Origin of the sequence: Arthrobacter sp. AG1021, from assembly GCF_003633665.1 — a bacterium.
In the GTDB taxonomy this organism is placed as follows: domain Bacteria; phylum Actinomycetota; class Actinomycetes; order Actinomycetales; family Micrococcaceae; genus Glutamicibacter; species Glutamicibacter soli.
In genome coordinates this window covers 288,776-312,427 of record NZ_RBLB01000007.1, presented here as the reverse complement: position 1 = coordinate 312,427, position 23,652 = coordinate 288,776, and the positions used below count along the sequence as shown (strand labels likewise).

Sequence of the window (23,652 nt, the reverse complement as noted above, 5' to 3'; positions counted from 1 at the left end):
CAGAGTGCGAGGTCAGAGAGAAAGGTGCCCTTGCCATGACCCGCAGGTCAGATCCGGCTCGTGCCAGGAATTTCGCGTCGGTGCTCCAGGAAATCTTCGCGGAGCCCGGGCGCTCGCGCAAGGACATCGCGAATGCCATCGGCATCAGCGCCGCCTCGGTGACCAGCATTGCCGCCAGCCTTCTGGAACATCGGCTGATCAGCGAATCTGCCCCGGTCGCCGCGGGGCAGGGCCGTCCGAGGGTTCCGCTGAGCGTTGACACCGACTCGAACCTGGTTATGGGGATCCACCTCGGCCCGCGAGTCACGGGTATCGTGCTGACCGGGCTGGACGGAGTTGCCAAAGCCTCCGTGCTCGTCCCGCACTCGGGGATGACCGCAGCAGAGGCCTTTGAACTGGTGATCGCCCAGGCAGAGACACTGGTCGCGGACCATGCCGACGGACGGCCGGTCTTGGGCACCGGGGTGGCTACCGGAGGCATCGTAGATCGGGAGCAAGGGCTGATCGTCGAGAACGCCGGAGCCGGATGGTCGCAGGTTCCTGCGCAGCGGATGCTCGAAGCCCTTCCCCAACCGCTGGTCCTGGATAACAACGCCCGCGCCGCAGCCCAGTCCGAGTTGTTCTACGGGCAAGGCGCCAAGGAATCCGACTTCCTGCTGATGGTGATTACCTCCGACCTCGGGGCCGTACTGGTCAGCGACGGCCAGATCCGGGCCGGGCGTTCCCAGCATGCGGGAAACATCGCCCACATCCAGGTTGACGCAGCTGGCTATCCCTGCGCCTGCGGCCGGCGAGGCTGCCTGCAGGTCATGGCCACCGATGAAGCGACCGTGCGCCGTGCCCATGATCTCAATCGCACCGACGTCATTAACTACGGAGACATCGACCGGCTTTATGATGCCGGGGATGCCCAGATTCGGCAGCTCGTGGCACAGCGCGACGGCTATGTCGCCACGGCCGCCGCCCTGCTGTTCGACCTGCTGGACCCGGGGCTGCTGGTGATCGCGGGAACGCCTGCCGAGCGGCCGGAAACCCTGGCGCACGTGCAGCGGACTGTTACCGAGAAGTCCGTGCAGCAAGGAGTTGCCGGGCAGCGTGTGGTGTACTCCAGCGACCACGAGCTTTCGCTGTCGATTTTTGCCGCGAGCATTATGGTCAACGAGGTGTTGAGCAGTCCTTTGGCGTTCATCGAGAACCTGCAGCAGCTGGTTAGCGCTAAGTAATTTTTTTCCTGTTCTTGACATCACACCCCTGTCATGTTTACTTTATTTCATAAAATAAATAAATGTGACGGCAGCAACACCTCGGCGAACAGGCCTGGAATGCCGCATGTAGGAGGAAACAGGATGAAGCAATCCAGGAAATTGGCGCTTGTCGCCGGCGCCGCATCGCTGATGCTCGCCGCGACCGCCTGCTCGGGCTCCGGCAGCCAGGCCGCGTCTGGCAACGGCTCGGACATCGCGACCTTGTCGTTCATGACCAGCGAGCCGAAGAGCATCGTTCCGCAGAAGGATCCGGGAAGCCAGATCGGCATGGCGCTGTGCGCCAACCTGATGGAAGTCAATGTCGAGAGCCAGGAGCTCGAACCGCTGGCCGCCAAGTCCGTGTCCAGCGATGACGCCAAGGTCTGGGACATCGAACTGCAGGACGGGTGGACCTTCCATGACGGAACGCCGGTCACCGCGAACTCCTTCGCCGACGCCTGGAACGCCACCGCCACCGGCGCTAACGCCTGGCAGGGCAACGGAACCTTCGTCTCCTTCGCGGGCTATGACGAGCTGAACCCGCTGGACGGCTCCACGGCGAAGGCCACCGAACTGTCCGGCGTGAAGGTCGTGGACGACACCCACCTGACAGTGACCCTCAAGGCCCCGAACCGTGATTTCCCGGCAATCCTGAGCACCAACCCGACCTGCCCGATGCCTGAAAGCGCCTTCGACGACGAGGCAGCCTACGATGAGGCGCCGGTTTCCAACGGCCCGTACAAGTTCGTTTCCTGGGACCACAACCAGCAGGTCGTCATGGAGAAGTGGGACGGATTCAAGGGCGCTGCCGGCTTCTCCGGCGGCGCGCAGCAGCTGGTCGGAAAAATCTACACCTCGATCGACCCCGCCTACACCGACATGACCGCCGGCAACCTGGACATGATCCGCAACGTGCCTGCCACCATGGTCGACAAGGCCAAGAGCCAGCTGGGCGAGGAATCGCTGTTCGAGGTCAAGATCGGCTCCAAGCAACAGACCCTGCAGATCCCGGCCTATGTCGACGAGCTGTCCTCGAAGGCGCTGCGCGACGCCGTGTCGATGTCCATCGACCGGGAGGCCATCGCGACCTCGCTGCTCAAGGGCCATGCCCAGCCATCGGATTCGCTGGTGCCTCCGGCGCTGGACTCCTACGTTGAAGGCTCCTGCGACGCCTGCACCTTCGATCCTGAGAAGGCCAAGAAGATCCTGGCCGATGACGGCGGATTCGACGGCACCCTGGTCATCGAAAGCAACTCCGCTTCGGACCAGCAGCTGGTCCAGGCCATCGCCAAACAGATCCAGGACAACCTGGGCATCAGCGTGCAGATGAAGCCGATGCTCGGCACCGAGCTCTCGGAGCGCCGCAACAGCCAGAAGCTCGAAGGCGCCGCCTTCGGTTTGTGGGGCTGGTCCTACAAGTCTTCGGACCAGTACCTGAGCCAGTATGAAACCGGCGGCGACGGAAACCTCGCCACCGCCTACTCCAACCCGAAGGTCGACAAGCTGCTCCAGGCAGCCCGCGCCGAAATGGACGACGCCAAGTCGGCCGAGCTGTTCAAACAGGCCGAAGCGATCATCATCAAGGACCTGCCGGCCATCCCGCTGTTCATCCCTACCGACTACGGACTGCAGTCCAAGTGCGCCGTGCTCAACGACGTCCAGGGCGACCTACAGTACTACCGCGCCGGCTACGGCTGCTAGCACGAACCGTGACAGGAAGCCGGGCGCCGGAAATGATTTTCCGGCGCCCGGCTTGCCGGAAACACACAGACAAAAGGGGTAACCAATGCTGGGTTATACCGTACGGCGCATCCTGCAGATGATCCCGGTGCTGCTGGGCGCCACCTTCATCATCTACGCACTGACATTCTTGATGCCCGGCGATCCGATTTCCGCGCTGACCGGCGAGCGCCCGCTGCCGGAGGCCACGGTGGCGCAGATCCGCCAGGCCTACCACCTGGATGACCCGTTCATCATCCAGTACGGAAACTACATCCTGGGCGTCTTCCGCGGAGACTTCGGCATCGACTTCTTCGGCCGTCCGGTGCTCGACCTGATCCTCGAACGCCTCCCCGCGACCTTCGCCTTGGCCATGACCGCCTGGGTGCTCAAGCTGTTCGTCGGCCTGATCATCGGAGTCTACGGCGGACTGCGCCGCGGCCAGGCAGGAGACCATTTCGCTTTGGTATTCACGGTGCTGTTCATGGGTGTTCCCGGGTTCGTGATCGCCCTGGGCGCGCAGACCTACTTCGGGGTGCACCTTGGCTGGGTGGATCCGGCCGGCATCCGCGCGGGCTGGCCCATGGCCTTCATCCTGCCGGCGCTGGTCATGGCCCTGGAAGCGGCCGCCGGCCTGGCCCGGCTCACGCGCACCTCGCTGGTGGACGTGCTGCGGGCCGAATACCTGCGCACCGCCAAGGCCAAGGGCCTTTCGCCCAAGCGCATCATCTGGGGCCATGCCCTGCGCAACGCGATGATCCCGGTGGTCACCTACCTGGGCTTGAGCCTGGCCGGAATGCTCGGCGGCGCGGTGATCATCGAGGCGATCTTCAACATCCCGGGCATCGGGGGACTGATGGTCAGTTCCATCAACAACAAGGAAGGCACCATCGTGGTCGGCATCGCCACCCTGCTGGTGCTGGTGTACCTGGTCTTCAACCTGCTGGTTGACCTGACCTACGGCTTGATCGACCCACGGGTGAGAATATGAGCACGACAACAACGGTTAATCCCCTCGACGGCGCCAAGGCAGTGGACCGCGCCCCGGACAAGGTGCGCGGCGCCCACCGACGCTGGTGGCTGAAACCGCGCTTCGTCATTTCGGGCGCCATCGTGCTGCTGATGATCGTGATGGCCGCGTTCCCTCAGCTGTTCACCGGATTCGGTCCGGGTCCAACCGAGAACTGCGACATCCTCAAGTCCAACCAGCCACCCAGTGCCGAGCACCTGTTCGGCATAGACATCCAGGGCTGCGACTACTACACCAACGTCATCTACGGCGCCCGCGCCTCGATCCTGGTGGGCATCGTGGTCTCGGCCATCGCCTTCGGCATCGCCGCCCTCGTTGGCGCCCTGGCCGGCTACTTCGGCGGCTGGGTGGATGCGGTGATTTCCCGCATCTGCGACATGGCCTTCGGCCTGCCCTTCATCCTCGCCGCCATCGTGGTGCTGCAGCTGTTCGGCGAACGCAATGTCTGGACCGTGATTTTCGCGCTTGCCCTGTTCAGCTGGCCCGGCGGCGTGCGCTTCATGCGCTCTTCCGTGCTGGAGGTGCGCAACCGCGAATACGTGCAGGCCGCCCGCCTGCTCGGCGCCGGCAACGGCCGTATCCTGCGCAAGCACATTGTGCCCAACGCGATCACCCCGCTGCTGGTGTTGCAGACCCTTGGTGTGGGCGGCATGATTTCCGCCGAGGCCGGTCTGACCTTCATCGGCATCGGCCTGACCCCGCCGGCGGTCTCCTGGGGCCTGCAGCTGGCGGCAGCCCGTGAGTATATCGATGCGGCGCCGCACCTGCTGATGTTCCCGGCGATCTTCCTGACCATTACCGTGCTCGGTTTCGTCCTCTTCGGCGAGGCCATGCGCGATGAATTCGACCCGAAGGGCAAGTGATGAACAAGCCGCATGAAGCAGCACCGTCATTGCTGGAGATCAAGGACCTCCGGGTGGAATTCGCAACCCGCCAGGGGGTGGCGACCGCGATCAACGGGGTCAACCTCTCGCTGCAGCGCGGGCGCTCGCTGGGAATCCTGGGCGAGTCGGGTTCCGGCAAGTCGGTGACCGCCCGAACCATCATGGGCCTGCTGGATACTCCTCCGGCGCGGGTGACCCATGGGCAGATCCTGCTCAACGGGGAAGACCTGTTGGCGGTCAGCGCCAAGCGCCGGCGCAGCCTGAACGGCGCCAGCGTGGCCATGGTGTTCCAGGATGCGCTCAGCGCGCTGAACCCGGTGCATCCGGTGGGACGCCAGATCGGCGAGCTGTACCGGGTGCATCGTGGCTACAGCCGGGCGGCGGCCAAGCGGGCGGCCATCGAGATGATGGACCGCGTGCGCATCCCGGCCGCGGCCAAGCGCGTGAACGACTATCCGCACCAGTTCTCCGGCGGCATGCGCCAGCGCATCGTGATCGCCATGGCCTTGGCCCTGGATCCGGAACTGCTGATCGCCGACGAGCCGACCACCGCGCTGGACGTCACGGTCCAGGCACAGATCCTTGAACTGCTCAAGGAACAGCAATCGGAAAACAACATGGGGCTGATCCTGATCACCCACGACATTTCGGTGGTCCGCGAGGTGACCGACGAGGTGGCAGTCATGTATGCAGGACGCATCATCGAGCGTGGCCCGACCGCCGAGGTGCTGGCGCATCCGGCGCACCCCTACACCCGGGGCCTGGCCGCGTCCATCGCTAGCGAAGAGCTCAAGGGGCAGCAGCTGCCTGCCATCCCGGGCAGCCCGCCGGATCTGCTGCGCCTTCCGCAGGGCTGCTCCTTCGCCGCCCGCTGTCCGCTGGCCGACCAGGCATGCACGGCCACGATTCCCGTCCTGCAGCCAGTTGCGCTGCAGCGCGACACCGCGTGCTTCAAATCCGAGGAGGTGCTGGTCCATGCTTAATACCCAGCTTGAACAACAGCCGCAGGATTCAGTCCAAGGCCCGCTCATGGAGCTTCGCGGCGTCAAGATGCACTACCCGGTGGCCCGGGCGATGCCCTTCGGCCCGCGCAAGACCGTCAAGGCCCTGGACGGGGTGGACCTGGAAATCCGGCAGGGCGAAACCCTTGGAATCATCGGGGAAAGCGGCTGCGGCAAGTCCACGCTGGCCCGCGTGCTGAGTGGACTGGGGAAGCCCACCGAGGGACAGGTCCTGTTCGAAGGCCAGGACATCAACACCCTGCACGGAGCTGAACGGGCGCAGATGCGCCGGAACATCCAGCTGATCTTCCAGGACCCCTACGCCTCGCTCAATCCGCGCATGACGATCGAGCAGATCCTCATGGAACCCTTCGAAATCCACCCCGACGCCGTGCCGCGGTCCGGGAGGCGGGCCAAGATCGCCGAACTGATGGAACTGGTGGGGCTGAATCCTGACCATCTGGAACGCTATCCGCACAACTTTTCCGGCGGGCAGCAGCAACGCATCGGCATCGCCCGCGGCATCGCGCTGAATCCCAAGGTGCTCATCTGCGACGAGGCGGTCTCCGCCCTGGACGTTTCGGTGCGCGCGCAGGTGGTGAACCTGCTGGCCTCGCTGCAGCAGGAACTGGGGTTGAGCTACGTGTTCATCGCCCATGACCTGCAGATCGTGCGGCATATTTCCGACACGGTGGCCGCCATGTACCTGGGACGCGTCATTGAAACCGGCACCTACGACCAGGTCTACGACCGCAGCGCGCACCCCTACACGCAGGCGCTGCTGTCCGCCGCGCCGGAGCTTCGCCAGGAGCCAGGCAAGTCCCGGCAGCTGATCATGCTGCAGGGCGACCCGCCGTCTCCGATCGATCCGCCCAGCGGCTGCCGTTTCCACACCCGCTGCCCCGTGGCCCGCCCATCCTGCGCCACCGCCGAGCCGGGCCTCGACCCGGTGGGCGAGGGCCATGCGGCACGGTGCTTTTTCCCCGGGCCTATTGGCCCGACCAACAATTAGTCAGAGCGCACCGACAGGTGACGACAAGGAGAATTCCCATGGATCTTAAAGTTGGAATCGTAGGCTTCGGCCTGCGTGCTTCCCTGCACCGCTATCTGCAGCGCCCCGGCGAGGGCAGCGTGGTGAGCATGGTGTGCGACATCAGCGAACGCGGCCGTGCCGATGCCGCGCAGGCCCTGCCCGAGGCGCTGATCACCGCCGAGCTGGACGAGCTGCTGGCAGCTGACCTCGACGCGGTCCTGGTGCTCACCCCTGATTTCACGCACCGCGAGGTGGTGGTCCGCACCCTGGAGGCGGGCATCCCCACCTTCGTGGAAAAGCCGCTGGACATCACGTTGGAGGCGGCAGATGACATCCTGGCCACCGCGCAGCGCACCGGAACCCGGTTGTACGTGGGCCACAACATGCGCCACATGCCCGTGATCTGGCAGATGAAGCAGCTGATCGACTCGGGTGCCATCGGCGAGGTCAAGGCCGTGTGGTGCCGGCACTTCGTGGGCAACGGCGGGGACTACTACTTCAAGGACTGGCACGCCGAACGCCGCTACGCCAACACCCTGCTGCTGCAGAAGGGCGCCCATGACATCGACGTGATCCACTGGCTGGCCGGGGGCTACAGCACCCAGGTCTCCGGAGTCGGGGCACTTGCCGTCTACGGCGGGGTACAGGACCGCCGGGACAATGCCGACCGGCGCATGCGCGACTGGTTCTCCCTGGAGAACTGGCCTCCTGCCGAACAGCGCGACCTGAACCCGAACCTGGACGTTGAAGACCTATCCATGGTGCAAATGAAGCTGGACAACGGAGTGCTCGCCTCCTACCAGCAGTGCCACTTCACCCCCGACTACTGGCGCAACTACACGGTGATCGGCACCGAGGGGCGGCTGGAGAATTTCGGCGACGGACCGGGAGACTTCATCCATGTCTGGAACACCCGCACCACCCACGGTTTCGCCGAACCGGATGTGAAGGTGGAAATTCACGGCGACGAGGAAGGGCACGGCGGCGCGGACCCGAACCTGATCGCCGAATTCCTACGTTTCGCCCGTGAAGGGGGAGCCACCGAGACCTCACCGCTGGCGGCCCGCGCAGCGGTGGCCGTGGGGGACCTGGGCGCCCGCTCGCTGCGCGATCAGGGGCAGACGCTGCAGATCCCTTCCCCGGACCAGGACGTGGTGCGCTACTTCGAAGCCGGCCAGCAGGCCGAAGCAGTCAAATAGCCGGAAAATGACCGCAGGGCTCGGTGAACCGGACGGTTCACCGAGCCCTGCGTTGTCGTTTTGGCCCGTCGTGCTACTCGACCTCTATGGCCAGTTCCGCCAGCTGGTCCATGTGGGTGAAGATCCTGCTGGCACCGGCCTGGCGCAGTGACTCGGGGTCGGTGCTGGTCGGACCGCCGGAGGAATATCCGTAGACCGTCGCCCCGGCGCCGACTCCGGCAGTCACGCCCGTGGCGGTGTCCTCGATGACCAGCGCCTCTCGGGGATCTATGCCCAGCGCTGTGGCGGCCGCGAGGTACACGTCCGGGGCCGGCTTGCTGCGCGGGAACTCCATGCCGCTGAACACCCGGTCGCCGAAATACTGGTCGAGCCCGGTCAGTTCCAGCTGCATTTCCACCTTGGCGCGGTCCGCGCCGGTGACGCAGGCGATCTTCGAGCCGTAGACGCTGGCGACCGCCGCCACGGCCTGGGCGGACCCTTCCACCGGGCGCAGCTGCGTGCGCAGCGCCTGGTCGCGCCGGGCCCGGAACTGCGCCAGCCAGGCATCGTCGATGCGTACCCCTGTGTGCTGGTAGATCGGTTCCCACTGGTCCTTCAGCGCCTTGCCGATGAAGATCTTGATGCTCTCTTCCATGCTGATCTCCCAGCAGTTTTCCCGCAGGATGTCCCGCAGGACGGAGTTGGTGATGAGCTCGGAGTCCACCAGGACCCCGTCGCAGTCGAAGAGGACGGCGGAGAATTTCTGCTGCAAGGCGTGGGATTCCCATTCGATTAGAAGACGTGGAGAGTGTTTGACCGCGGATTGCAGGAGCAACACTGGGGCAGCGGGCATTCGCCGCCGCCTAGAACAAGATTAGTTTGTTCCCGGGCACCACGCTGTTCCATCAGCGCCAGCCCACTTGCCTCCGCTCCGGCTGCTGTTTTGTTCCGGCCTGCGATGGATGGAGCGGAACCTTACGAATAGGCGGCGATTCGGCGGTCCAGTTCGTTGCGCACCTGCGGCCACTCCGTCTTCAAGATCGAGAAGACCACGGTGTCGCGCAGCGATCCGTCCGGCATCCGACAATGGGCCCGCAACACTCCGTCCTGCTTGGCGCCCAAGCGGCTGATGGCCATGCGCGACTGGAAATTCATCCAGTGCGTGCAGAACACCACGACTTCGCAGCCCAGCGTTTCAAAGGCGTAGCCCAGCAACAGGCGCTTGCTCTCGGCATTGGCCCCTGAACCGTGGGTGCTGGCGGCGTTCCAGGTGTAGCCGATCTCCACGCGGGGCAGTCCGAGGTCGATGCCGCAGTAGGTGGTCATGCCTATAATCCTGCCGGGCAATCCGGTAGCGGGATCATTGAGTCGGGTGGTGAAGGCCAGCATTGAGCCTTCCGACTGCCTCGCCAGGCGCTTGCGGATTTCTTCGCGCATGTCTCCGGGACGCGGTACCGAGGTATACCAGAGGTTCCACAGTTCGCCGTCGCTGGCTGCCTGTACCAGATCGTCATGGTGGTCCATGGACAGCGGCTCGAGGGTGACATGGGTGCCGCGCAGGGTGACGGGGTCAAGGATTTTCATGCGAATACTGTACGTGCTGAGAAATCTCTGCGGCACCCCTGCGCGTCTACGTTCTCCCGGGCGGAAGGCAAACGCCGGACCGGGGACCGGTTCATTCGGTGCCCTTCGGATGATCCGCAGACGAAGCCGGTGAGCGCATCATTATTGCCCCGCCTGCCGCCGCCACCGCGCAGGCGACTGCTAGTGCGCCCAGGCCCAAGGGCAGCGTCGCCGCCCCGGCCACCAGCCCCACGAGGATCGGGCCCCCGGCATCTCCGACCTCCCGCCCGAGCTCGGCGCTGCCCATGGTGCGCCCCATGCGTTCTGGCGGCGTGGTTGCGGCGAGTCGGGCAAATCCTAGTGGCGTAATCAGCCCGACCCCGAGGCCGATTGCCGCGGCGCCAAGCAGAATCACCGGCAGGGACGGGACCACCGCGAGCAGAGCTACTGCGGCAAGCAGCAGTGCTGCGCCGGCGGATATCAGGGTATTGACCCGTTGCGGGGCAGAATCGTGGATCCGTCCGGTCAGAGGTTGCACGAGGGCAGATATGACGGCGAGGATGCTGACAGCGCCCATGCCGATGATCGGGTCAGCACCGAGTCGGGCTGCTAGCAACGGGATGAAACCCACCGCGACGCCCAAAACCGCGGTGGCAACGGCCAACAGGAGTACTGGTCCGAGGAATGCCGGCGCCGTGGATTGTTTCACAATATCTGCCAGCGTGGAACAGTGTTTCGGCAGGACCGGCACGGAAGGCATTGAGATGGCCGTCCACAGGGCTGCGACCAGTGAGAGCCCAGCCAGCACCAGGAACAGTGCCGGCAAGCCCGCCCACGTGATGAGGGCCGCTCCGAGCAGCGGGCCGCCGGCATACCCGAGCCCCTTCCACGAACCGTATTTGCCAAAGTAGCGTCCAGCGAGAGAAGGGCCCACCAGCCGGGCAACGGCCGAGGAAGAAGCGGGGGAGAAGCCTGCGGCGGCCGCACCTTGGGCCAGCCTCGCTAGGGCGAGCAGCAACGGTGATGCGGCGAAGACGCCGAGCAGCGAGGCCGCCGCGAAAACCAGCAGTCCTCCCACGATTACCGGCTTCACGCCGACCCGGTCGCTTAGCGTGCCGAAGACGGGTTTCAGGATCACCTCGGCGATGTCATATGTCGCCAGGATCAAGCCGAGCGTGGCAAAGGCCAGCCCGAGATTCTCCGTTTCGGTGCCCAGCGCAGCAGCAACGCCGTGGGCGCCGAATGCCGTCGTGAATCCCGCCAAGTACAGCGGACCCAATCCGCCCTTCTGATCAACCACGCACCCAGCGTAACCGTGGTGGATTGGCGTGGACGAGAGGAAACGGATGAATTCTTGGCACGTTACGCGAAGGAAATCGGCGTGGCACGGGCCATCGGCGGCGTTCGCCAAGCAGGTCCGTCGCAGTGGTTTTCCTCAGAGCCCCCAGCGCGCGCTGAATTCGTCGAATCCAGAGCGCGAGGAGCTCTTGAACATGTGCATTCACCTCGGGGTGCATGTACGCGTGAAGCTATCCTCCGACAAGCTCTTGGATGGTCTGCCGGATCGCTTCAACGACAGCCACGACGGGCTCTCGATAAAGATGCTCCGCGCGGATCAAGACGTCGATTTGTCGACCTGCTGAAAGGCCTTTGATTGGTCGTAAAGTCACCGTGTCGTCCAGGGATTTCCGCGCGGTATAGCGAGGCAGGATCCCGAGGCAGCCGCTGGCCTCGATCAGCGACCCTGCGGTGGCGTAGTCGTTGACCCGATGCTCGACCGTCGGTGCACGGCCGGCCAGGGCGGCAATCGTTTCCAAGACGTCGGCAGGGGAGTAGCCGGATCTCGACACAACCCAGCGCTCGCCGATCACCTGTTCCGGAGAGAGCTCTTCGAACGCTGCCAGCGGGTGATCCCGGTGCAGCGCGATATCCAAGGGCTCGAAGGCCAGCGGGATGACTGCCACATGGTTTTGCGGCCACGGCGCGGTGTGGGGCATGCGGTGCGCCAGCACCAGGTCGTAGGCGGATGTCAGCGCAGGGAAGTCCTGTTGCGAGACATCTTCGTCGGAAAACCTCAGGGGTGGCAGCGAGCGCTCCGTCCACGTCAGCAGCGGGGCGAAGATCGTCTGGCCGATGGAATGGAATCCTGCGACCTTGACGGGGGTCTGCCGGTCCTGATCCTGCGCCTGGATCTTCGCCGAAGCCTCGGCCAGGGTCGAGGCGACCTGCGCCGCGGCCGAAGCCAGCAGCCTGCCTTCGGCGGTCAGAACCAGGCGCCGGCCGTCCTTCATGGTCAATGGTGCCGCGAAATTGCGCTGGAGCTGGGCCAGATGCTGGGAAACGGCCGAGGGGGAGACGTAGAGTGCCTTGGCTACGGCGTTGACGCTTCCCAGGTCCTCCAATTCGCGCAGGATTCTCAGCTGATGTAATTCCATGAAGTAAATACTAAATCGTCAGATCAGTATTTCGATGATCAACTAAGGTGTCATCCGTGCTTGGTCGGTGCGACACTTGAACTGATCCCACCATTCGTGCTCATGACGCAGCTTCTTGATCAAAGGAATCCCTGATGAAAGCCTTGTACAAGTCCGGACCACACGCCGGTTTGGAACTCGTTGAACGTCCGGAGCCGGAAGTAGGCGTCCACGACGTCAAGATCCGCGTCATGACCACCGGCATCTGCGGCACCGACCTGCACATCGAAGCCTACGACGAGGCCGCCAAGGCCATGATCAACACCCCTCTGGTTCCAGGCCACGAATTCTACGGCGAGGTCGTCGAGGTCGGGGACTTCGTTCACAACGTCAAGGTCGGCGACCGCGTCTCCGGCGAAGGCCACGTGGTGTGCGGGCTGTGCCGCAACTGCCGGGCCGGACGCAAGCAGATGTGCATCAATGTCAGCTCCGTTGGCGTGCAGCGCGACGGAGCCTTCGCCGAGTTCGTCTCCATCCCGGAGAGCAACGTCTACGTGCATCGCGACGAGCGTATCACCCCTCTGCTGGGCGCCATCTTCGACCCCTTCGGGAACGCCGTGCATACCGCCCTGCAGTTCCCAATGGTCGGTGAGGACGTGCTGATCACCGGCGCCGGGCCTATCGGCCTGATGGCCGCCGCTGTGGCCCGCCACATCGGCGCCCGCAAGATCGCCATCACCGACATCTCCGAGCAGCGCCTGGACCTGGCCAAGACCATGGGCGTGGATCTGGCCGTGAACGTCGCCAAGCAGCGCATCAAGGACGCCCAGGGCGAGCTGGGCATGATCGAGGGCTTCGACTACGGCATGGAGATGTCCGGACACAAGACCGCGCTGCCGGAAATGATCGAGAACATGAACCACGGCGGCAAGATCTGCATGCTCGGCCTGCCCAGCGAGTCCATCGACATCAACTGGGGCAAGGTCGTGACCCACATGCTGACCCTGCGCGGCATCTACGGCCGTGAAATGTTCGAAACCTGGTATGCCATGAGCGCCATGCTCACCAGCTCCGAGCTGATGCGCGAGCGCATCTCCTCGGTCGTCACCGATTTCCTGCCGGCCAGCGAATGGCAGCAGGGCTTCGAGGCAGCCCGTGGCGGCCACGGAGGCAAGGTCGTGCTGGACTGGACAGTCTTCAGCAGCTAAGAATCGCTCGGATCAACAAGGAGTAATTGGGAATGTATACCGACCTCAAGGAACAGCTTGCCGGGGAACTGGATGAGCTGCGCACCGCGGGCCTGTTCAAGGCCGAACGCCACATCGACTCGGCGCAGTCCGCGTCCATCCTGGCCGGCTCGCTGGGCCAGGACGCCCGCAAGGTGCTGAACTTCTGCGCCAACAACTACCTGGGTCTGGCCGACGACCCGCGCATCATCGAGGCCGCCAAGCAGGCCATGGACGAGCGCGGCTTCGGCATGGCTTCAGTCCGTTTCATCTGCGGCACCCAGGACCTGCACCTGGAACTGGAGTCCGCCGTCTCCAAGTTCCTGGGCACCGAGGACACCATCTTGTTCTCCAGCTGCTTCGACGCCAACGGCGGCGTCTTCGAGTCGCTGTTCGGCCCGGAAGACGCGATCATCTCCGATGCGCTGAACCACGCCTCGATCATCGACGGAATCCGCCTGTCCAAGGCCGCGCGCTTCCGCTACGCCAACCAGGACACGACAGACCTGGAAGTCCAGCTGAAGGCCGCGGCCGCCATGAACGACGGGGCCGGGGCACGGCGCACCATCATCGTCACCGACGGCATCTTCTCCATGGACGGCTACATCGCCCCGCTGGAAGCCATCTGCGACTTGGCCGAGCAGTACAACGCGCTGGTCATGGTGGACGACTCGCACGCCGTGGGCTTCATGGGCGCCACCGGCGCCGGCACCCCGGAGCATGCCGGGGTTTCGGACCGCGTGGACATCTACACAGGCACCTTCGGCAAGGCGCTGGGCGGCGCCTCGGGCGGCTACGTGTCCGGCCGCGGCGAAATCGTTGCGATGCTGCGCCAGAAGGCCCGCCCGTACCTGTTCTCCAACTCGCTGGCCCCGGCCATCGTGGCGGCGACGTTGAAGGCGCTGGAGCTCGTGGAGGGCTCCGGCGAGCTGCGCGAGAAGCTCTTCGCCAACGCAGCGCTCTTCCGCCGCCGCATGAGCGAGGAAGGCTTCGACCTGCTGGACGGGGAGCACGCCATCGTCCCGGTCATGTTCGGGGATGCGGTCAAGGCCGCAGAGGTGGCAGGCAAGATGCTGGAGCACGGCGTCTACGTGACCGCCTTCAGCTTCCCGGTGGTTCCGAAGGGCGCAGCGCGCATCCGCGTGCAGCTCTCCGCCGCCCACTCGGCCGAGGACATCGAGGCTTGCGTGCAGGCCTTCGTCGCCAGCCGCTGACCAGCTCGGTTGGCCCGGCGCCGTGGTTCAATAGGGATGACGAGTTGGCATAACCAAAGGCGGAGGGCTCATGGCTACCAGGGATGAGGTGGCGCGCTTGGCCGGCGTATCTCCCAGTACCGTGTCCTACGTGATCAGCGGCCGGCGCACCATTTCCGAGGCGACCAAGGCCAGGGTCCTGGCGGCCATGCGGGAGCTGAGCTACACCCCGGATGCCTTTGCCCAGGGCCTGGCCGGGTCGCGCCGGGGGATCCTTGCCCTGCACTTTCCTACCAGCGTGGACGGCTATTCTTCCACCGAGTTCGAATACGTCACCGCCGCCATGGAGCGTGCCCGCGCGCTGGGCTACCACATGCTGTTGTGGTCCAATCCGATGACCGATGTCATGGGATTGGAAAGCTTGGTCGGGCAGAAGCTGGTGGCCGGGGTGCTGCTCATGGAAGTGTCGATCAATGACCCGCGCTTCGATGTCTTGCGGCGCGCGGGCATACCTTTCGCTTCCATTGGCCGGCCCGATGACAGCGCTGACCTGTCCTATGTCGATAATGATTTTGCCGAGGCCGGGCGCATGGCGGTGGACTACCTGGCAGGCCTCGGCCACCAATCCATCATGTACATCAACGTCTCCGTGGAAGACCAGGACGCCGGCAACGGCCCGGCCATCCGCACGGCCCGTGCCATCTCGGATGCCGTGCGCGTCCAAGGCATGTCGATGCGGGAGGTGCCGGTGGAAAACAACGCGCGCGGCGGCCGCGCGGCGCTGGACGCCTATCTGGACCTGCACCCGCGCCCTACTGCGGTGCTGGCGCTCAAGGAATTCGCCACCGCTGGATTCGTCAACGCCGCGGGCATGGCATCGTTGCGCATCCCCGAAAACCTCTCGGTGATTGCACTGGGTGTCGGTGATCGATCGGCCGAAATGGTTGCCCCGGCACTGACCACGGTGGCACCGCCGGGGGAGGTCGTTTCCCATGCGGCGGTCGACGCACTGGTGCAGAAAATCGAAGGCAGTTCCCAAGGCGCCGTGCAACAGCTCATCGCGCCGCTGATGACGGTCCGCGACAGCACCGGCCCGGCACCGCGCTGACAGTTCCACGCCAAATTCTCCACGCTGTTCCCGCATAGGTGTTGACGCGCGTCGATGACCTGCGTCACTATTGAGGGGATCATTCGTGCCAGGCCGCTTCACTCGGCAAGGTACTAGTCAACGTGGAGGGCATCATGAAGAAAGCACAACGCAGGCTGAAGCTCGCGCCGGTTATCTCGATGGCAGCCATCGGCATGCTCCTGGCCGGTTGCTCGGGCGGAGCAGACCCCAATGACCCCAACGCCTCCGGCGGCGCGGCCGCCCAGGTGGGCCAAGCCGACGGGGTCGTCGACATCTATGGTCCGGTCACCGGCCTTGAAGCGGAATTGCTGGAAAAGTCGTGGGCCAAGTGGTCCGAGGAGAACGGCATCAAGATCCGCTACACCGGCGACAAGAACTTCGAATCCCAGATCGGGATCAAGGTCCAAGGCGGCGACACCCCGGATTTGGCAGTCTTCCCGCAGCCCGGCCTGCTGCAGGCCACCGTGGCCCAGGGCAAGGTGCAGCAGCTGCCCGAAGCAGTGCAGTCCCAGCTGCAGAACAACTGGTCCGAGGATTGGCAGAACTACGGCAAGGTCGATGGTGTGCAGTACGGCGTGCCGCTGATGGCCAGCGTCAAGGGCTACATCTGGTACTCGCCCAAGCAGTTCGAGCAGTGGGGTGTGAGCGTGCCTCAGACCTGGGATGAGATGACCGCACTGGGCGCCGAAATCTCAAAGAAGACCGATGAGCCGGCCTGGTGCGCCGGATTCGCTTCGGGCGAGGCATCGGGATGGCCGGGCACCGACTGGATTGAAGACGCGGTGCTGCGCCAGTCCGGACCCGAGGCCTATGACAAGTGGGTAGCCGGCGAGCTGGAATTCACCTCGCCAGAAATTGCCAGCGCCTTCGATTCCGTTGGAAAGATCCTGCTTGACCCCGAGCAGGTCAACGCCGGATATGGCGATGTGAAGTCGATCAACGCCACCGCCTTCGGCGATGTCGGTACTGCAGTGGCCAAGGGAACCTGCCCGCTGACCCACCAGGCCTCCTTCCTGGAAGGATATGTACTGGATTCCAAGAACGCCGATGGCGAGAAGGCCACCGTGGCACCTGACGGAGATGTCTGGGCCTTCGTCGCCCCGCCAGTCAAGGCCGATGACCCGGTATCCATCGTCGGCGGCGGCGAATTCGTGGCAGCCTTCTCCAACGATGAAGAGACCGCCAAGGTCCAGGAATACTTGGCCAGCGCGGATTGGGCCAATAGCCGAGTCTCACTCGGCGGCGTGATCTCCGCCAACTCCGGACTTGATCCAGCGAACGCCAGCAGCGACCTGCTGCGCTCCGCCGTTGAACTGCTACAGGATCCGAACACCACCTTCCGCTTCGACGGTTCTGATCTGATGCCCAAGAGCGTCGGCTCCGACTCCTTCTGGAAGGGCCTGGTGGACTGGATCGACGGCAAACCGACCAAGGAAGTGCTTGAAAACATCCAGTCCGGTTATGACTCCTAGTCACCACCTTGCCAGCCGCCAACGGCCGGGAACCCCGGCCGTTGGCGAGATTACAGGAGCCTGAGGCCATGTCCGAATTCTTCCAATGGCTTGCCGGCGTCCCGCCGCTGATCCAGGTGCCGGTGGTGCTGCTTGCCTTCGCGATCCTGATCGGGGCGATCCTCGGCTTTGTCGAGGTAGCGACCAATGGCGGACGAGCATTTACCGTGGTGCGTTTTCTCGCCGCGGTCGTGGTTCCTGTGGCGATCCTGCTGGTACTGGGCCTGTACAACTCGGTGATGTGGGTGGCCGCGCTGGCCGCGGTGCTCGGCGCGGTGCTGTTCTTCGTGGACCGGCGCTCGCGATCCGGAGCCGGCTCGCTGCTGCAGCTGTCCGGCTTCCTGGCTCCGGCCATGCTGCTGCTCGCGATCGGATTGATCTACCCCACGATCCGCACCGCCATCAGCGCCTTCATGGCCAATGACGGGTCGGGCTTCGTGGGCCTGGGCAATTTCCGCTGGGTGTTCACCAGCCCCGATGGCCTGACCGCACTGCTCAACACCCTGATCTGGGTTCTGGTGGCGCCCGTGGTCTCCACCATCATCGGATTGGCCTATGCGGTCTTCATCGACAAGAGCCGCGGCGAGAAGTACTTCAAGCTTCTGGTATTCATGCCCATGGCGATTTCCTTCGTGGGCGCTTCGATTATCTTCAAATTCTTCTACGACGTTCGCCAGGGCGATCAAATCGGCGTGCTCAACGCGATCATCACGGCATTCGGCGCCAAGCCGGTCGACTGGCTCGGGCTTGAACCGTGGAACACGTTGTTCCTGGTGGTCATCCTGATTTGGACACAGGCGGGATTCGCCATGGTCATCCTGTCCGCGGCCATCAAGGGCGTGCCGGCTGAGCAATTGGAAGCAGCGGCCCTGGACGGAGCCAGCCCATGGCAGCGCTTCGCCAATGTCACCCTGCCGGGGATTCGTTCCACGGTTATCGTCGTCTTGACCACCATTTCCATTGCGTCGCTCAAGGTCTTCGACATCGTCTCATCGATGACCGGCGGCCGCTCGGATACGACGGTCCTGGCCTACGAAATGGTGCGCCAGTTCCAGCTCGGGGCACGCACCGGATACAGCTCGGCCCTGGCCGTCATCCTGTTCATCCTGGTACTGCCGATCATCATCTACAACGTCCGACAGCATAAGAAGCAAGGGGTAATGCGATGAGCACCGTGGGTGAATCCTCTCGGCGCCTGATGGCGGCCACCGAGAGAACCAGCGGGAAACTGCGCAAAGCCACCACCTCCCGCGGAGCCACGATTGCGGCGTTCATCATTGCCGCAGTGTGGACCATTCCCACCTTCGGGCTGTTCGTCTCCTCCTTCCGGCAGGCTGACGACATCAAGACCTCGGGCTGGTGGACGGCCCTGTCCAACCCGTCGTTCACGCTGGATAACTACGCGCAGGCCTTTGCCTCCGGCGACAGCCTTCCGCTGTCCAAGGCCTTCCTGAATTCGCTGGTCATCACCATCCCGGCGGCCGTTGTGCCGATCCTGATCGCCAGCTTGGCAGCCTACGCTTTCGCCTGGATCAACTTCAAGGGACGCAATACGCTCTTCGTGCTGGTTTTCGCACTGCAGATCGTCCCAATCCAGATGGCGCTGGTTCCGCTGCTCCAGCTCTTCTCGGACGGCGTGAAAATTGGCGGGCTATACATCCTGCCCGGTTTGGGAGTCAACGGATTGGACGGCGCCTACGCCAAGGTCTGGATCGCCCACACGATCTTCGCCTTGCCGTTGGCGATCTTCATGTTGCACAACTTCATTTCGGAGATCCCGGATGAGGTCATAGAGGCCGCGCGCGTTGACGGTGCCGGGCACGGGAAGATCTTCTCGAAAATCGTCCTGCCCTTGACAATGCCGGCCATTGCTTCCTTCGGAATTTTCCAGTTCCTCTGGGTATGGAATGACCTGCTGGTGGCAACGGTCTTCACTTCGGGTGGAGAATTGCCGATTACGAAGGCGCTCCAGGACCTCTCGGGTACGTACGGGCAATCCTGGGAACTGCTCACCGCAGGTGCTTTCATCTCGATGATCATTCCGCTGGCCGTTTTTTTCGCGCTGCAGCGGTTCTTCGTGCGCGGATTGTTGGCTGGCGCCACCAAGGGTTGAGACAACGTGGATTGCATCAGCGCACTTGGCCCTCGGCTCCCCGATGCATTTGGCATTTGCCCGGGGAGCTAGGCATTGGTCAATTAGCCGGATGCTGGCAAGCTGCGTCTGGAATCCCAGAGCGCAGCAGGATCTGACAATGGATGCGCTTTCCGAATAACGCGTAGCTTCTGATTGACGACGCAATCGGAACTGTTCTGGGAAACTGCGTGATTCCAGTGCCGACTCGCCTCACCACATTGCCCGATTCTTGCTAGCGTCTGGCACTCGGTGCGGATCACGCCGCGGAAGCCGCGAGGCGTTTGTCCGGAAAGTACTACGGGACTGGTGGCCTTGCATTGACCCGATCGAAAACCAGCTAGCTCGGTAACGGTGAACTTCGCATTCTGATTTGTCAGTGGGCATGGGTCTGCCCGGAACCGCAGGGATCAGAAGGCAAAACCCATGAAGTCTCCTGCGGCTGCAATGGCCAGGTTTCCCCGGGCGATTTCGCGAATGAACATACGTGAAGATTCGAGGACCGGTGGGATCCTTCGCGGCAGTCCCGAGTTTTGTGCAGCTTCGCCAATGCCCGGGCTTTGACCCTAGCTAGGGCCTCGTCGCGGGTCGGGGCTCCAAAGATGGCCATGGGACCGGCTTCGATTCCAAGCCGTTCACCCCGGTCGGAGTGCCGGGGTCTCTGCCAAGTCATCTCGTCTACCCGGTTTGTTCCCTCATCGGTTTGTTTTCACGGTGCTCGTTCCAACTTTGGGGGACAAATCAGACCGGTGCTCTTTTTTTGATCCAAGCTTTAAAAGGCCCCGCGACCAGATTTTTGTTCTGCTCAAGGGGCTTTGCTCAGGTCCGGGGTATGAGGACTTATTCATCTGTGAGATCCAGTGAGATGACCGCCATGAAGCCGCGGCCGCTGATGCGCGGCGAATCCTCTTCGCCGCCGATCACGGTGTCGCGAAGCTCCAGCGCCGACTCGGAGTTCTCGCGCAGGACGCTGGCCTTGCCCTGCAGCAGCACCCCGAACTGGGAGCCGAACAGGTGCTGTTCACGTTTCTTCGACAGCTCCACGATGCGCACGTTGCCGCGTACCTTGCCGTTGCGGGTGATGAGGTTCAGCGCCAGGATCTCCCCGGTGGGCAGCGCCGCGGAGGTGGCCGCCGCGCCGGGGAACTTGAAGGGACGGTAGATCTCCAGCGCCTGCGAGGCGTCGTCGACGGTGAGTTCAAGCAGCTCCCCGGCGATGACCGTGAGGGTGCGTTCGCAACCGTCGTAGGGCGTGAAGTCCCCGGCTTTCTCGATGGATGCGACCGAAATCCGCCAGTCCCAACCGCATTCCGGAGCAGTGGCCAGTGATCCGTCATCGGCCAGGATGCCCTTGGCGATTTCCCGGATCTGCCCCTGGGCTGCTCCCCACGGTTTCTTGGGGCTTGAAGAAAGCTGGATCTGAGTTCCGGTGGACAGCGAGGCATTGCTTTGGCTCATGGTTCGAGCCTAATCGTCCGGACTCGTGAATGCGGGCCCTGACACTTATTGAGCTAGCTACAATTTGCCGTGCACGGGAGCAACACCGTGCGCTGCCGCCGCTGGAACCAACTGGAACAACCAATGGGACGCCGAGCCGCTCGCCGGTGGGCCCCAATGCCAGGGGAGGCGCGGAGCCCCTTCTATGCGCATAGGATCAGCGCATGGGGAAAAACAACCATCCGCAGGTGCCGGCCGCAAAAAATGTTCTCTCGGTGCTGCGTTATATCGCGGCACAGGCGGGCCCTGTCGGCGCGGGCACGATCATCAGGGATGTCGGATTGCCCCGGTCGACGACCTACCACCTGCTGGCCGCATTAATCGATGACGGATTTGTAGTCCACCTGCCCGAGGAACGCAAATACGCGCTGGGTGTGACCGCCCATGAACTGGGTACGGGGTATTCCAGGCAAGCACCATTGCAACGGATCGCGCGGTTCCCGATGCAGCGGCTTGTTGAACGGACCAAGCGCACGGCGCACCTGGCCATCATGCACGGCCGCGACGTCATCTACGTCATTGAGGAGCGTGCCAAAAGACAAGCTGAACTTGTCACCAACCCCGGGGTGAGGCTGCCGGCCCATCTCACCGCCAGCGGGCGAGCCATGCTGGCGACATTTTCCGCGGATCAGCTGGCGGCCCTGTACCCGGGCCCGGAAGCCTTTCCCACGAGATACGAGACCGGAGTTCATTCCGTCGAAGCGCTCAAAGAACTTCTGGCCCAAATTCGCGAGGTGGGTTACTCCTGGGAACAGGACGAAGTGACCGAAGGGTTCTCGTCCATCGCCGTCCCCGTAAAGGACCACGCGGGGCACGCAGTTGCCAGCGTGACTCTGACCATCGCCAACAGGGCGAAAGCCGGCAAAGCGGTTTCGGCCCGCAGCGCATCGCCCGGGCTCGCGGCAGAGAGAACGGTGCACTTGGAAGACCTGGTGTCCCAGTGGCTTCCCGAGGTGACAAGAACAGCAACCGAAATTTCCCGCCGCCTACGTCCGGCCGGTTAAGACGAACTTGTCAGCGGTGACGCCCCGCGCAAGGACCGCCCCGTCCGGCAAATCAGAAGATTCCTGCCCACATCGCATCAAAGTCTCGTATCCCAGACTGATTAGTGTGCCTCAGGGCACATTTCCGCTCGTATGAATGCTTGGATGGAAATCAAGCAACGGGCCGCAGAACAACAACCTGCGTCTTCATTATTACGAACGAAGGAATTTCGATGCGCTTCACCCAGCACGACCCGTCACGGGTCATCCGCGCACCTCGCGGCACCACCCTCACCGCCAAGTCCTGGGCCACCGAAGCCCCGCTGCGCATGCTGATGAACAACCTCGACCCGGAGGTCGCCGAGCGTCCCGAAGACCTAGTGGTCTACGGCGGCACCGGCCGCGCCGCCCGCTCCTGGGAAGCCTACGACGCCATTATCAAGACCCTGACCGATCTTGAAGAGGATGAGACCCTGCTGGTCCAGTCCGGCAAGCCGGTCGGCGTGTTCAAGACCAACAAGTGGGCGCCGCGCGTGCTGATCGCCAACTCGAACCTGGTGGGCGACTGGGCCACCTGGCCCGAGTTCCGCAAGCTCGAGGCCGAGGGCCTGATGATGTACGGCCAGATGACCGCCGGTTCCTGGATCTATATCGGCACCCAGGGCATCCTGCAGGGCACCTACGAGACCTTCGCCGCCATCGGTGTCAAGCGATTCAACGGGACCTTGGCCGGCACCTTGACCCTGACCGGCGGCTGCGGCGGCATGGGCGGCGCCCAGCCGCTGGCCGTCACCCTCAACGGCGGCGCCTGCCTGATCGTTGACGTCTCCGAGGACCGCCTGCGCCGCCGCATGGGCAAGCGCTACCTGGACGACGTGGAGCTGGACCTGGACGCGGCCGTCGCCAAGGTCACTGCAGCCAAGAACGAAGGCCGCGCACTGTCCGTGGGCTACGTCGGCAACGCCGCCGAGGTCTTCCCTGAACTGCTGCGCCGCCAGAAGGCCGGCGAGATCTCCATCGACATCGTCACCGACCAGACCTCGGCCCACGACCCGCTGTCCTACCTTCCGGTGGAATACACCGTGGAGCAGTGGGACGCCGAGGCGAAGGCCGACGAAATCGGCTTCACCAAGAAGGCCCAGGCCGCCATGGCCGCCCACGTCGAAGCCATGGTCGGCTTCCAGGACATCGGCGCCGAGGTCTTCGACTACGGCAACTCGATCCGCGACGAGGCACGCAAGGGCGGCTACATGCGGGCCTTCGAATTCCCGGGCTTCGTTCCGGCCTACATCCGCCCGCTGTTCTGCGAGGGCCTTGGCCCGTTCCGCTGGGTGGCCCTGTCCGGCGATCCGGAGGATATCCGCGTCACCGACGAGGCGCTCAAGGAGCTCTTCCCCCAGAACGAGCACCTGCGCCGCTGGCTCGATGCGGCCGCCGAGCACGTTGAATTCGAGGGTCTTCCGGCCCGCATTTGCTGGCTGGGCTACGGCGAGCGCCACAAGGCCGGCCTGCTGTTCAACAAGCTGGTCGCCGAGGGCAAAATCTCCGCACCGATCGTGATCGGCCGCGACCACCTGGATTCCGGTTCGGTGGCCTCTCCGTACCGTGAAACCGAAGCCATGAAGGACGGCTCGGACGCGATTGCCGACTGGCCGCTGCTCAACGCGCTGACCGCCACCTCTTCCGGCGCCAGCTGGGTTTCGCTGCACCACGGCGGCGGAGTCGGCATTGGCCGCTCCATCCACGCCGGCCAGGTCTCGGTGGCCGATGGCACCGAGCTGGCAGCGGCCAAGCTCGAAGCGCTGCTGACGAACGACCCGGGCATGGGCGTCATCCGCCACGTGGATGCCGGCTATGAGCGCGCGGTAGAAGTTGCCAGCGAGCGCGGCGTGCGCATCCCGATGGCGGAGTAGCGA

Annotated in this window: 20 protein-coding genes; 15 read left to right on the top strand and 5 right to left on the bottom strand. The window is 63.9% G+C overall.

The window, feature by feature from the left end; genetic code table 11:
* Nucleotides 1-35: 35 nt before the first annotated feature.
* The 7 genes from DFO58_RS06925 to DFO58_RS06895 all read left to right on the top strand — a co-directional run bounded on the left by DFO58_RS06925 (nucleotide 36) and on the right by DFO58_RS06895 (nucleotide 8,110).
* Nucleotides 36-1,223: an ROK family protein gene (locus DFO58_RS06925; RefSeq protein ID WP_082123823.1), complete on the top strand. Its 1,188-nt coding sequence runs from the start codon at nucleotides 36-38 to the stop codon at nucleotides 1,221-1,223.
* A gap of 123 nt (nucleotides 1,224-1,346) precedes the next feature.
* Nucleotides 1,347-2,945, top strand: a complete 1,599-nt coding sequence (locus DFO58_RS06920; protein WP_047118534.1) for an ABC transporter substrate-binding protein — start codon at nucleotides 1,347-1,349, stop codon at nucleotides 2,943-2,945.
* Nucleotides 2,946-3,030: 85 nt separating this feature from the next.
* Nucleotides 3,031-3,954 (top strand): ABC transporter permease, encoded by a 924-nt coding sequence (locus DFO58_RS06915; protein WP_047118535.1) that lies wholly within the window; start codon nucleotides 3,031-3,033, stop codon nucleotides 3,952-3,954.
* Nucleotides 3,951-4,856, top strand: a complete 906-nt coding sequence (locus DFO58_RS06910) for an ABC transporter permease (protein ID WP_052772282.1) — start codon at nucleotides 3,951-3,953, stop codon at nucleotides 4,854-4,856. The genes DFO58_RS06915 and DFO58_RS06910 overlap by 4 nt, the downstream gene beginning before the upstream one ends.
* Nucleotides 4,856-5,860: an ABC transporter ATP-binding protein gene (locus DFO58_RS06905; protein WP_047118537.1), complete on the top strand. Its 1,005-nt coding sequence runs from the start codon at nucleotides 4,856-4,858 to the stop codon at nucleotides 5,858-5,860. The genes DFO58_RS06910 and DFO58_RS06905 overlap by 1 nt, the downstream gene beginning before the upstream one ends.
* Nucleotides 5,853-6,890 carry a dipeptide ABC transporter ATP-binding protein gene (locus tag DFO58_RS06900; RefSeq protein WP_120989847.1) on the top strand — a complete coding sequence of 346 codons (1,038 nt, stop codon included), beginning with the start codon at nucleotides 5,853-5,855 and terminating at the stop codon, nucleotides 6,888-6,890. The genes DFO58_RS06905 and DFO58_RS06900 overlap by 8 nt, the downstream gene beginning before the upstream one ends.
* Before the next feature lie 38 nt (nucleotides 6,891-6,928).
* Complete coding sequence (locus tag DFO58_RS06895; protein ID WP_120989845.1) at nucleotides 6,929-8,110, top strand: Gfo/Idh/MocA family oxidoreductase; 1,182 nt, start codon at nucleotides 6,929-6,931, stop codon at nucleotides 8,108-8,110.
* A 73-nt stretch (nucleotides 8,111-8,183) separates the two neighbouring features.
* Here DFO58_RS06895 and DFO58_RS06890 read toward each other — a convergent pair whose 3' ends face one another.
* The 4 genes from DFO58_RS06890 to DFO58_RS06875 form a co-directional block, all read right to left on the bottom strand.
* A complete protein-coding gene (locus DFO58_RS06890; RefSeq protein ID WP_047118540.1) occupies nucleotides 8,184-8,861 on the bottom strand; it encodes an HAD family phosphatase in 678 nt (225 codons plus the stop codon).
* Nucleotides 8,862-9,064: 203 nt separating this feature from the next.
* Nucleotides 9,065-9,673: a GNAT family protein gene (locus DFO58_RS06885; RefSeq protein ID WP_047118541.1), complete on the bottom strand. Its 609-nt coding sequence runs from the start codon at nucleotides 9,671-9,673 to the stop codon at nucleotides 9,065-9,067.
* 91 nt (nucleotides 9,674-9,764) lie between these two features.
* Nucleotides 9,765-10,952 (bottom strand): MFS transporter, encoded by a 1,188-nt coding sequence (locus DFO58_RS06880; protein ID WP_183043122.1) that lies wholly within the window; start codon nucleotides 10,950-10,952, stop codon nucleotides 9,765-9,767.
* 229 nt (nucleotides 10,953-11,181) lie between these two features.
* Nucleotides 11,182-12,087 carry a LysR family transcriptional regulator gene (locus DFO58_RS06875; protein WP_053797580.1) on the bottom strand — a complete coding sequence of 302 codons (906 nt, stop codon included), beginning with the start codon at nucleotides 12,085-12,087 and terminating at the stop codon, nucleotides 11,182-11,184.
* Nucleotides 12,088-12,221: 134 nt separating this feature from the next.
* On the opposite strand from DFO58_RS06875, the gene tdh reads away from it, so the two are divergent.
* From tdh to DFO58_RS06845, 6 genes are all read left to right on the top strand, one after another.
* Entirely contained in the window at nucleotides 12,222-13,274 is a 1,053-nt protein-coding gene (tdh, locus tag DFO58_RS06870; protein WP_053797581.1) for an L-threonine 3-dehydrogenase, read from the top strand.
* 32 nt (nucleotides 13,275-13,306) lie between these two features.
* The gene (locus tag DFO58_RS06865; protein ID WP_120989843.1) at nucleotides 13,307-14,506 is read left to right on the top strand and encodes a glycine C-acetyltransferase; all 1,200 of its coding nucleotides are present in this window, start codon (nucleotides 13,307-13,309) and stop codon (nucleotides 14,504-14,506) included.
* 70 nt (nucleotides 14,507-14,576) lie between these two features.
* The gene (locus DFO58_RS06860; RefSeq protein WP_047118545.1) at nucleotides 14,577-15,593 is read left to right on the top strand and encodes a LacI family DNA-binding transcriptional regulator; all 1,017 of its coding nucleotides are present in this window, start codon (nucleotides 14,577-14,579) and stop codon (nucleotides 15,591-15,593) included.
* Between the two features lie 134 nt (nucleotides 15,594-15,727).
* Nucleotides 15,728-17,086 carry an extracellular solute-binding protein gene (locus tag DFO58_RS06855; protein ID WP_047118546.1) on the top strand — a complete coding sequence of 453 codons (1,359 nt, stop codon included), beginning with the start codon at nucleotides 15,728-15,730 and terminating at the stop codon, nucleotides 17,084-17,086.
* 68 nt (nucleotides 17,087-17,154) lie between these two features.
* Nucleotides 17,155-18,294 (top strand): sugar ABC transporter permease, encoded by a 1,140-nt coding sequence (locus tag DFO58_RS06850; protein WP_047118547.1) that lies wholly within the window; start codon nucleotides 17,155-17,157, stop codon nucleotides 18,292-18,294.
* A complete protein-coding gene (locus tag DFO58_RS06845) occupies nucleotides 18,291-19,238 on the top strand; it encodes a carbohydrate ABC transporter permease (protein WP_053797584.1) in 948 nt (315 codons plus the stop codon). The genes DFO58_RS06850 and DFO58_RS06845 overlap by 4 nt, the downstream gene beginning before the upstream one ends.
* 858 nt (nucleotides 19,239-20,096) lie before the next feature.
* Here the strand turns inward: DFO58_RS06845 and DFO58_RS06840 are convergent.
* Nucleotides 20,097-20,714 (bottom strand): HutD family protein, encoded by a 618-nt coding sequence (locus tag DFO58_RS06840; RefSeq protein ID WP_120989841.1) that lies wholly within the window; start codon nucleotides 20,712-20,714, stop codon nucleotides 20,097-20,099.
* Nucleotides 20,715-20,917: 203 nt separating this feature from the next.
* Between DFO58_RS06840 and DFO58_RS06835 the strand changes: the two genes are divergently transcribed.
* Nucleotides 20,918-21,757, top strand: coding sequence for an IclR family transcriptional regulator (locus tag DFO58_RS06835; protein ID WP_047118549.1), 840 nt, complete (start codon nucleotides 20,918-20,920; stop codon nucleotides 21,755-21,757).
* 212 nt (nucleotides 21,758-21,969) lie between these two features.
* A complete protein-coding gene (gene hutU / locus DFO58_RS06830) occupies nucleotides 21,970-23,649 on the top strand; it encodes a urocanate hydratase (RefSeq protein ID WP_120989839.1) in 1,680 nt (559 codons plus the stop codon).
* Nucleotides 23,650-23,652: the final 3 nt, after the last annotated feature.

Coding starts and splice junctions, on each gene's coding strand:
- DFO58_RS06925 (WP_082123823.1), top strand. CDS start 36: ATGACCCGCAGGTCAGATCCGGCTCGTGCCAGGAATTTCGCGTCGGTG.
- DFO58_RS06920 (WP_047118534.1), top strand. CDS start 1,347: ATGAAGCAATCCAGGAAATTGGCGCTTGTCGCCGGCGCCGCATCGCTG.
- DFO58_RS06915 (WP_047118535.1), top strand. CDS start 3,031: ATGCTGGGTTATACCGTACGGCGCATCCTGCAGATGATCCCGGTGCTG.
- DFO58_RS06910 (WP_052772282.1), top strand. CDS start 3,951: ATGAGCACGACAACAACGGTTAATCCCCTCGACGGCGCCAAGGCAGTG.
- DFO58_RS06905 (WP_047118537.1), top strand. CDS start 4,856: ATGAACAAGCCGCATGAAGCAGCACCGTCATTGCTGGAGATCAAGGAC.
- DFO58_RS06900 (WP_120989847.1), top strand. CDS start 5,853: ATGCTTAATACCCAGCTTGAACAACAGCCGCAGGATTCAGTCCAAGGC.
- DFO58_RS06895 (WP_120989845.1), top strand. CDS start 6,929: ATGGATCTTAAAGTTGGAATCGTAGGCTTCGGCCTGCGTGCTTCCCTG.
- DFO58_RS06885 (WP_047118541.1), bottom strand. CDS start 9,673: ATGAAAATCCTTGACCCCGTCACCCTGCGCGGCACCCATGTCACCCTC.
- DFO58_RS06875 (WP_053797580.1), bottom strand. CDS start 12,087: ATGGAATTACATCAGCTGAGAATCCTGCGCGAATTGGAGGACCTGGGA.
- tdh (WP_053797581.1), top strand. CDS start 12,222: ATGAAAGCCTTGTACAAGTCCGGACCACACGCCGGTTTGGAACTCGTT.
- DFO58_RS06865 (WP_120989843.1), top strand. CDS start 13,307: ATGTATACCGACCTCAAGGAACAGCTTGCCGGGGAACTGGATGAGCTG.
- DFO58_RS06860 (WP_047118545.1), top strand. CDS start 14,577: ATGGCTACCAGGGATGAGGTGGCGCGCTTGGCCGGCGTATCTCCCAGT.
- DFO58_RS06855 (WP_047118546.1), top strand. CDS start 15,728: ATGAAGAAAGCACAACGCAGGCTGAAGCTCGCGCCGGTTATCTCGATG.
- DFO58_RS06850 (WP_047118547.1), top strand. CDS start 17,155: ATGTCCGAATTCTTCCAATGGCTTGCCGGCGTCCCGCCGCTGATCCAG.
- DFO58_RS06845 (WP_053797584.1), top strand. CDS start 18,291: ATGAGCACCGTGGGTGAATCCTCTCGGCGCCTGATGGCGGCCACCGAG.
- DFO58_RS06840 (WP_120989841.1), bottom strand. CDS start 20,714: ATGAGCCAAAGCAATGCCTCGCTGTCCACCGGAACTCAGATCCAGCTT.
- DFO58_RS06835 (WP_047118549.1), top strand. CDS start 20,918: ATGGGGAAAAACAACCATCCGCAGGTGCCGGCCGCAAAAAATGTTCTC.
- hutU (WP_120989839.1), top strand. CDS start 21,970: ATGCGCTTCACCCAGCACGACCCGTCACGGGTCATCCGCGCACCTCGC.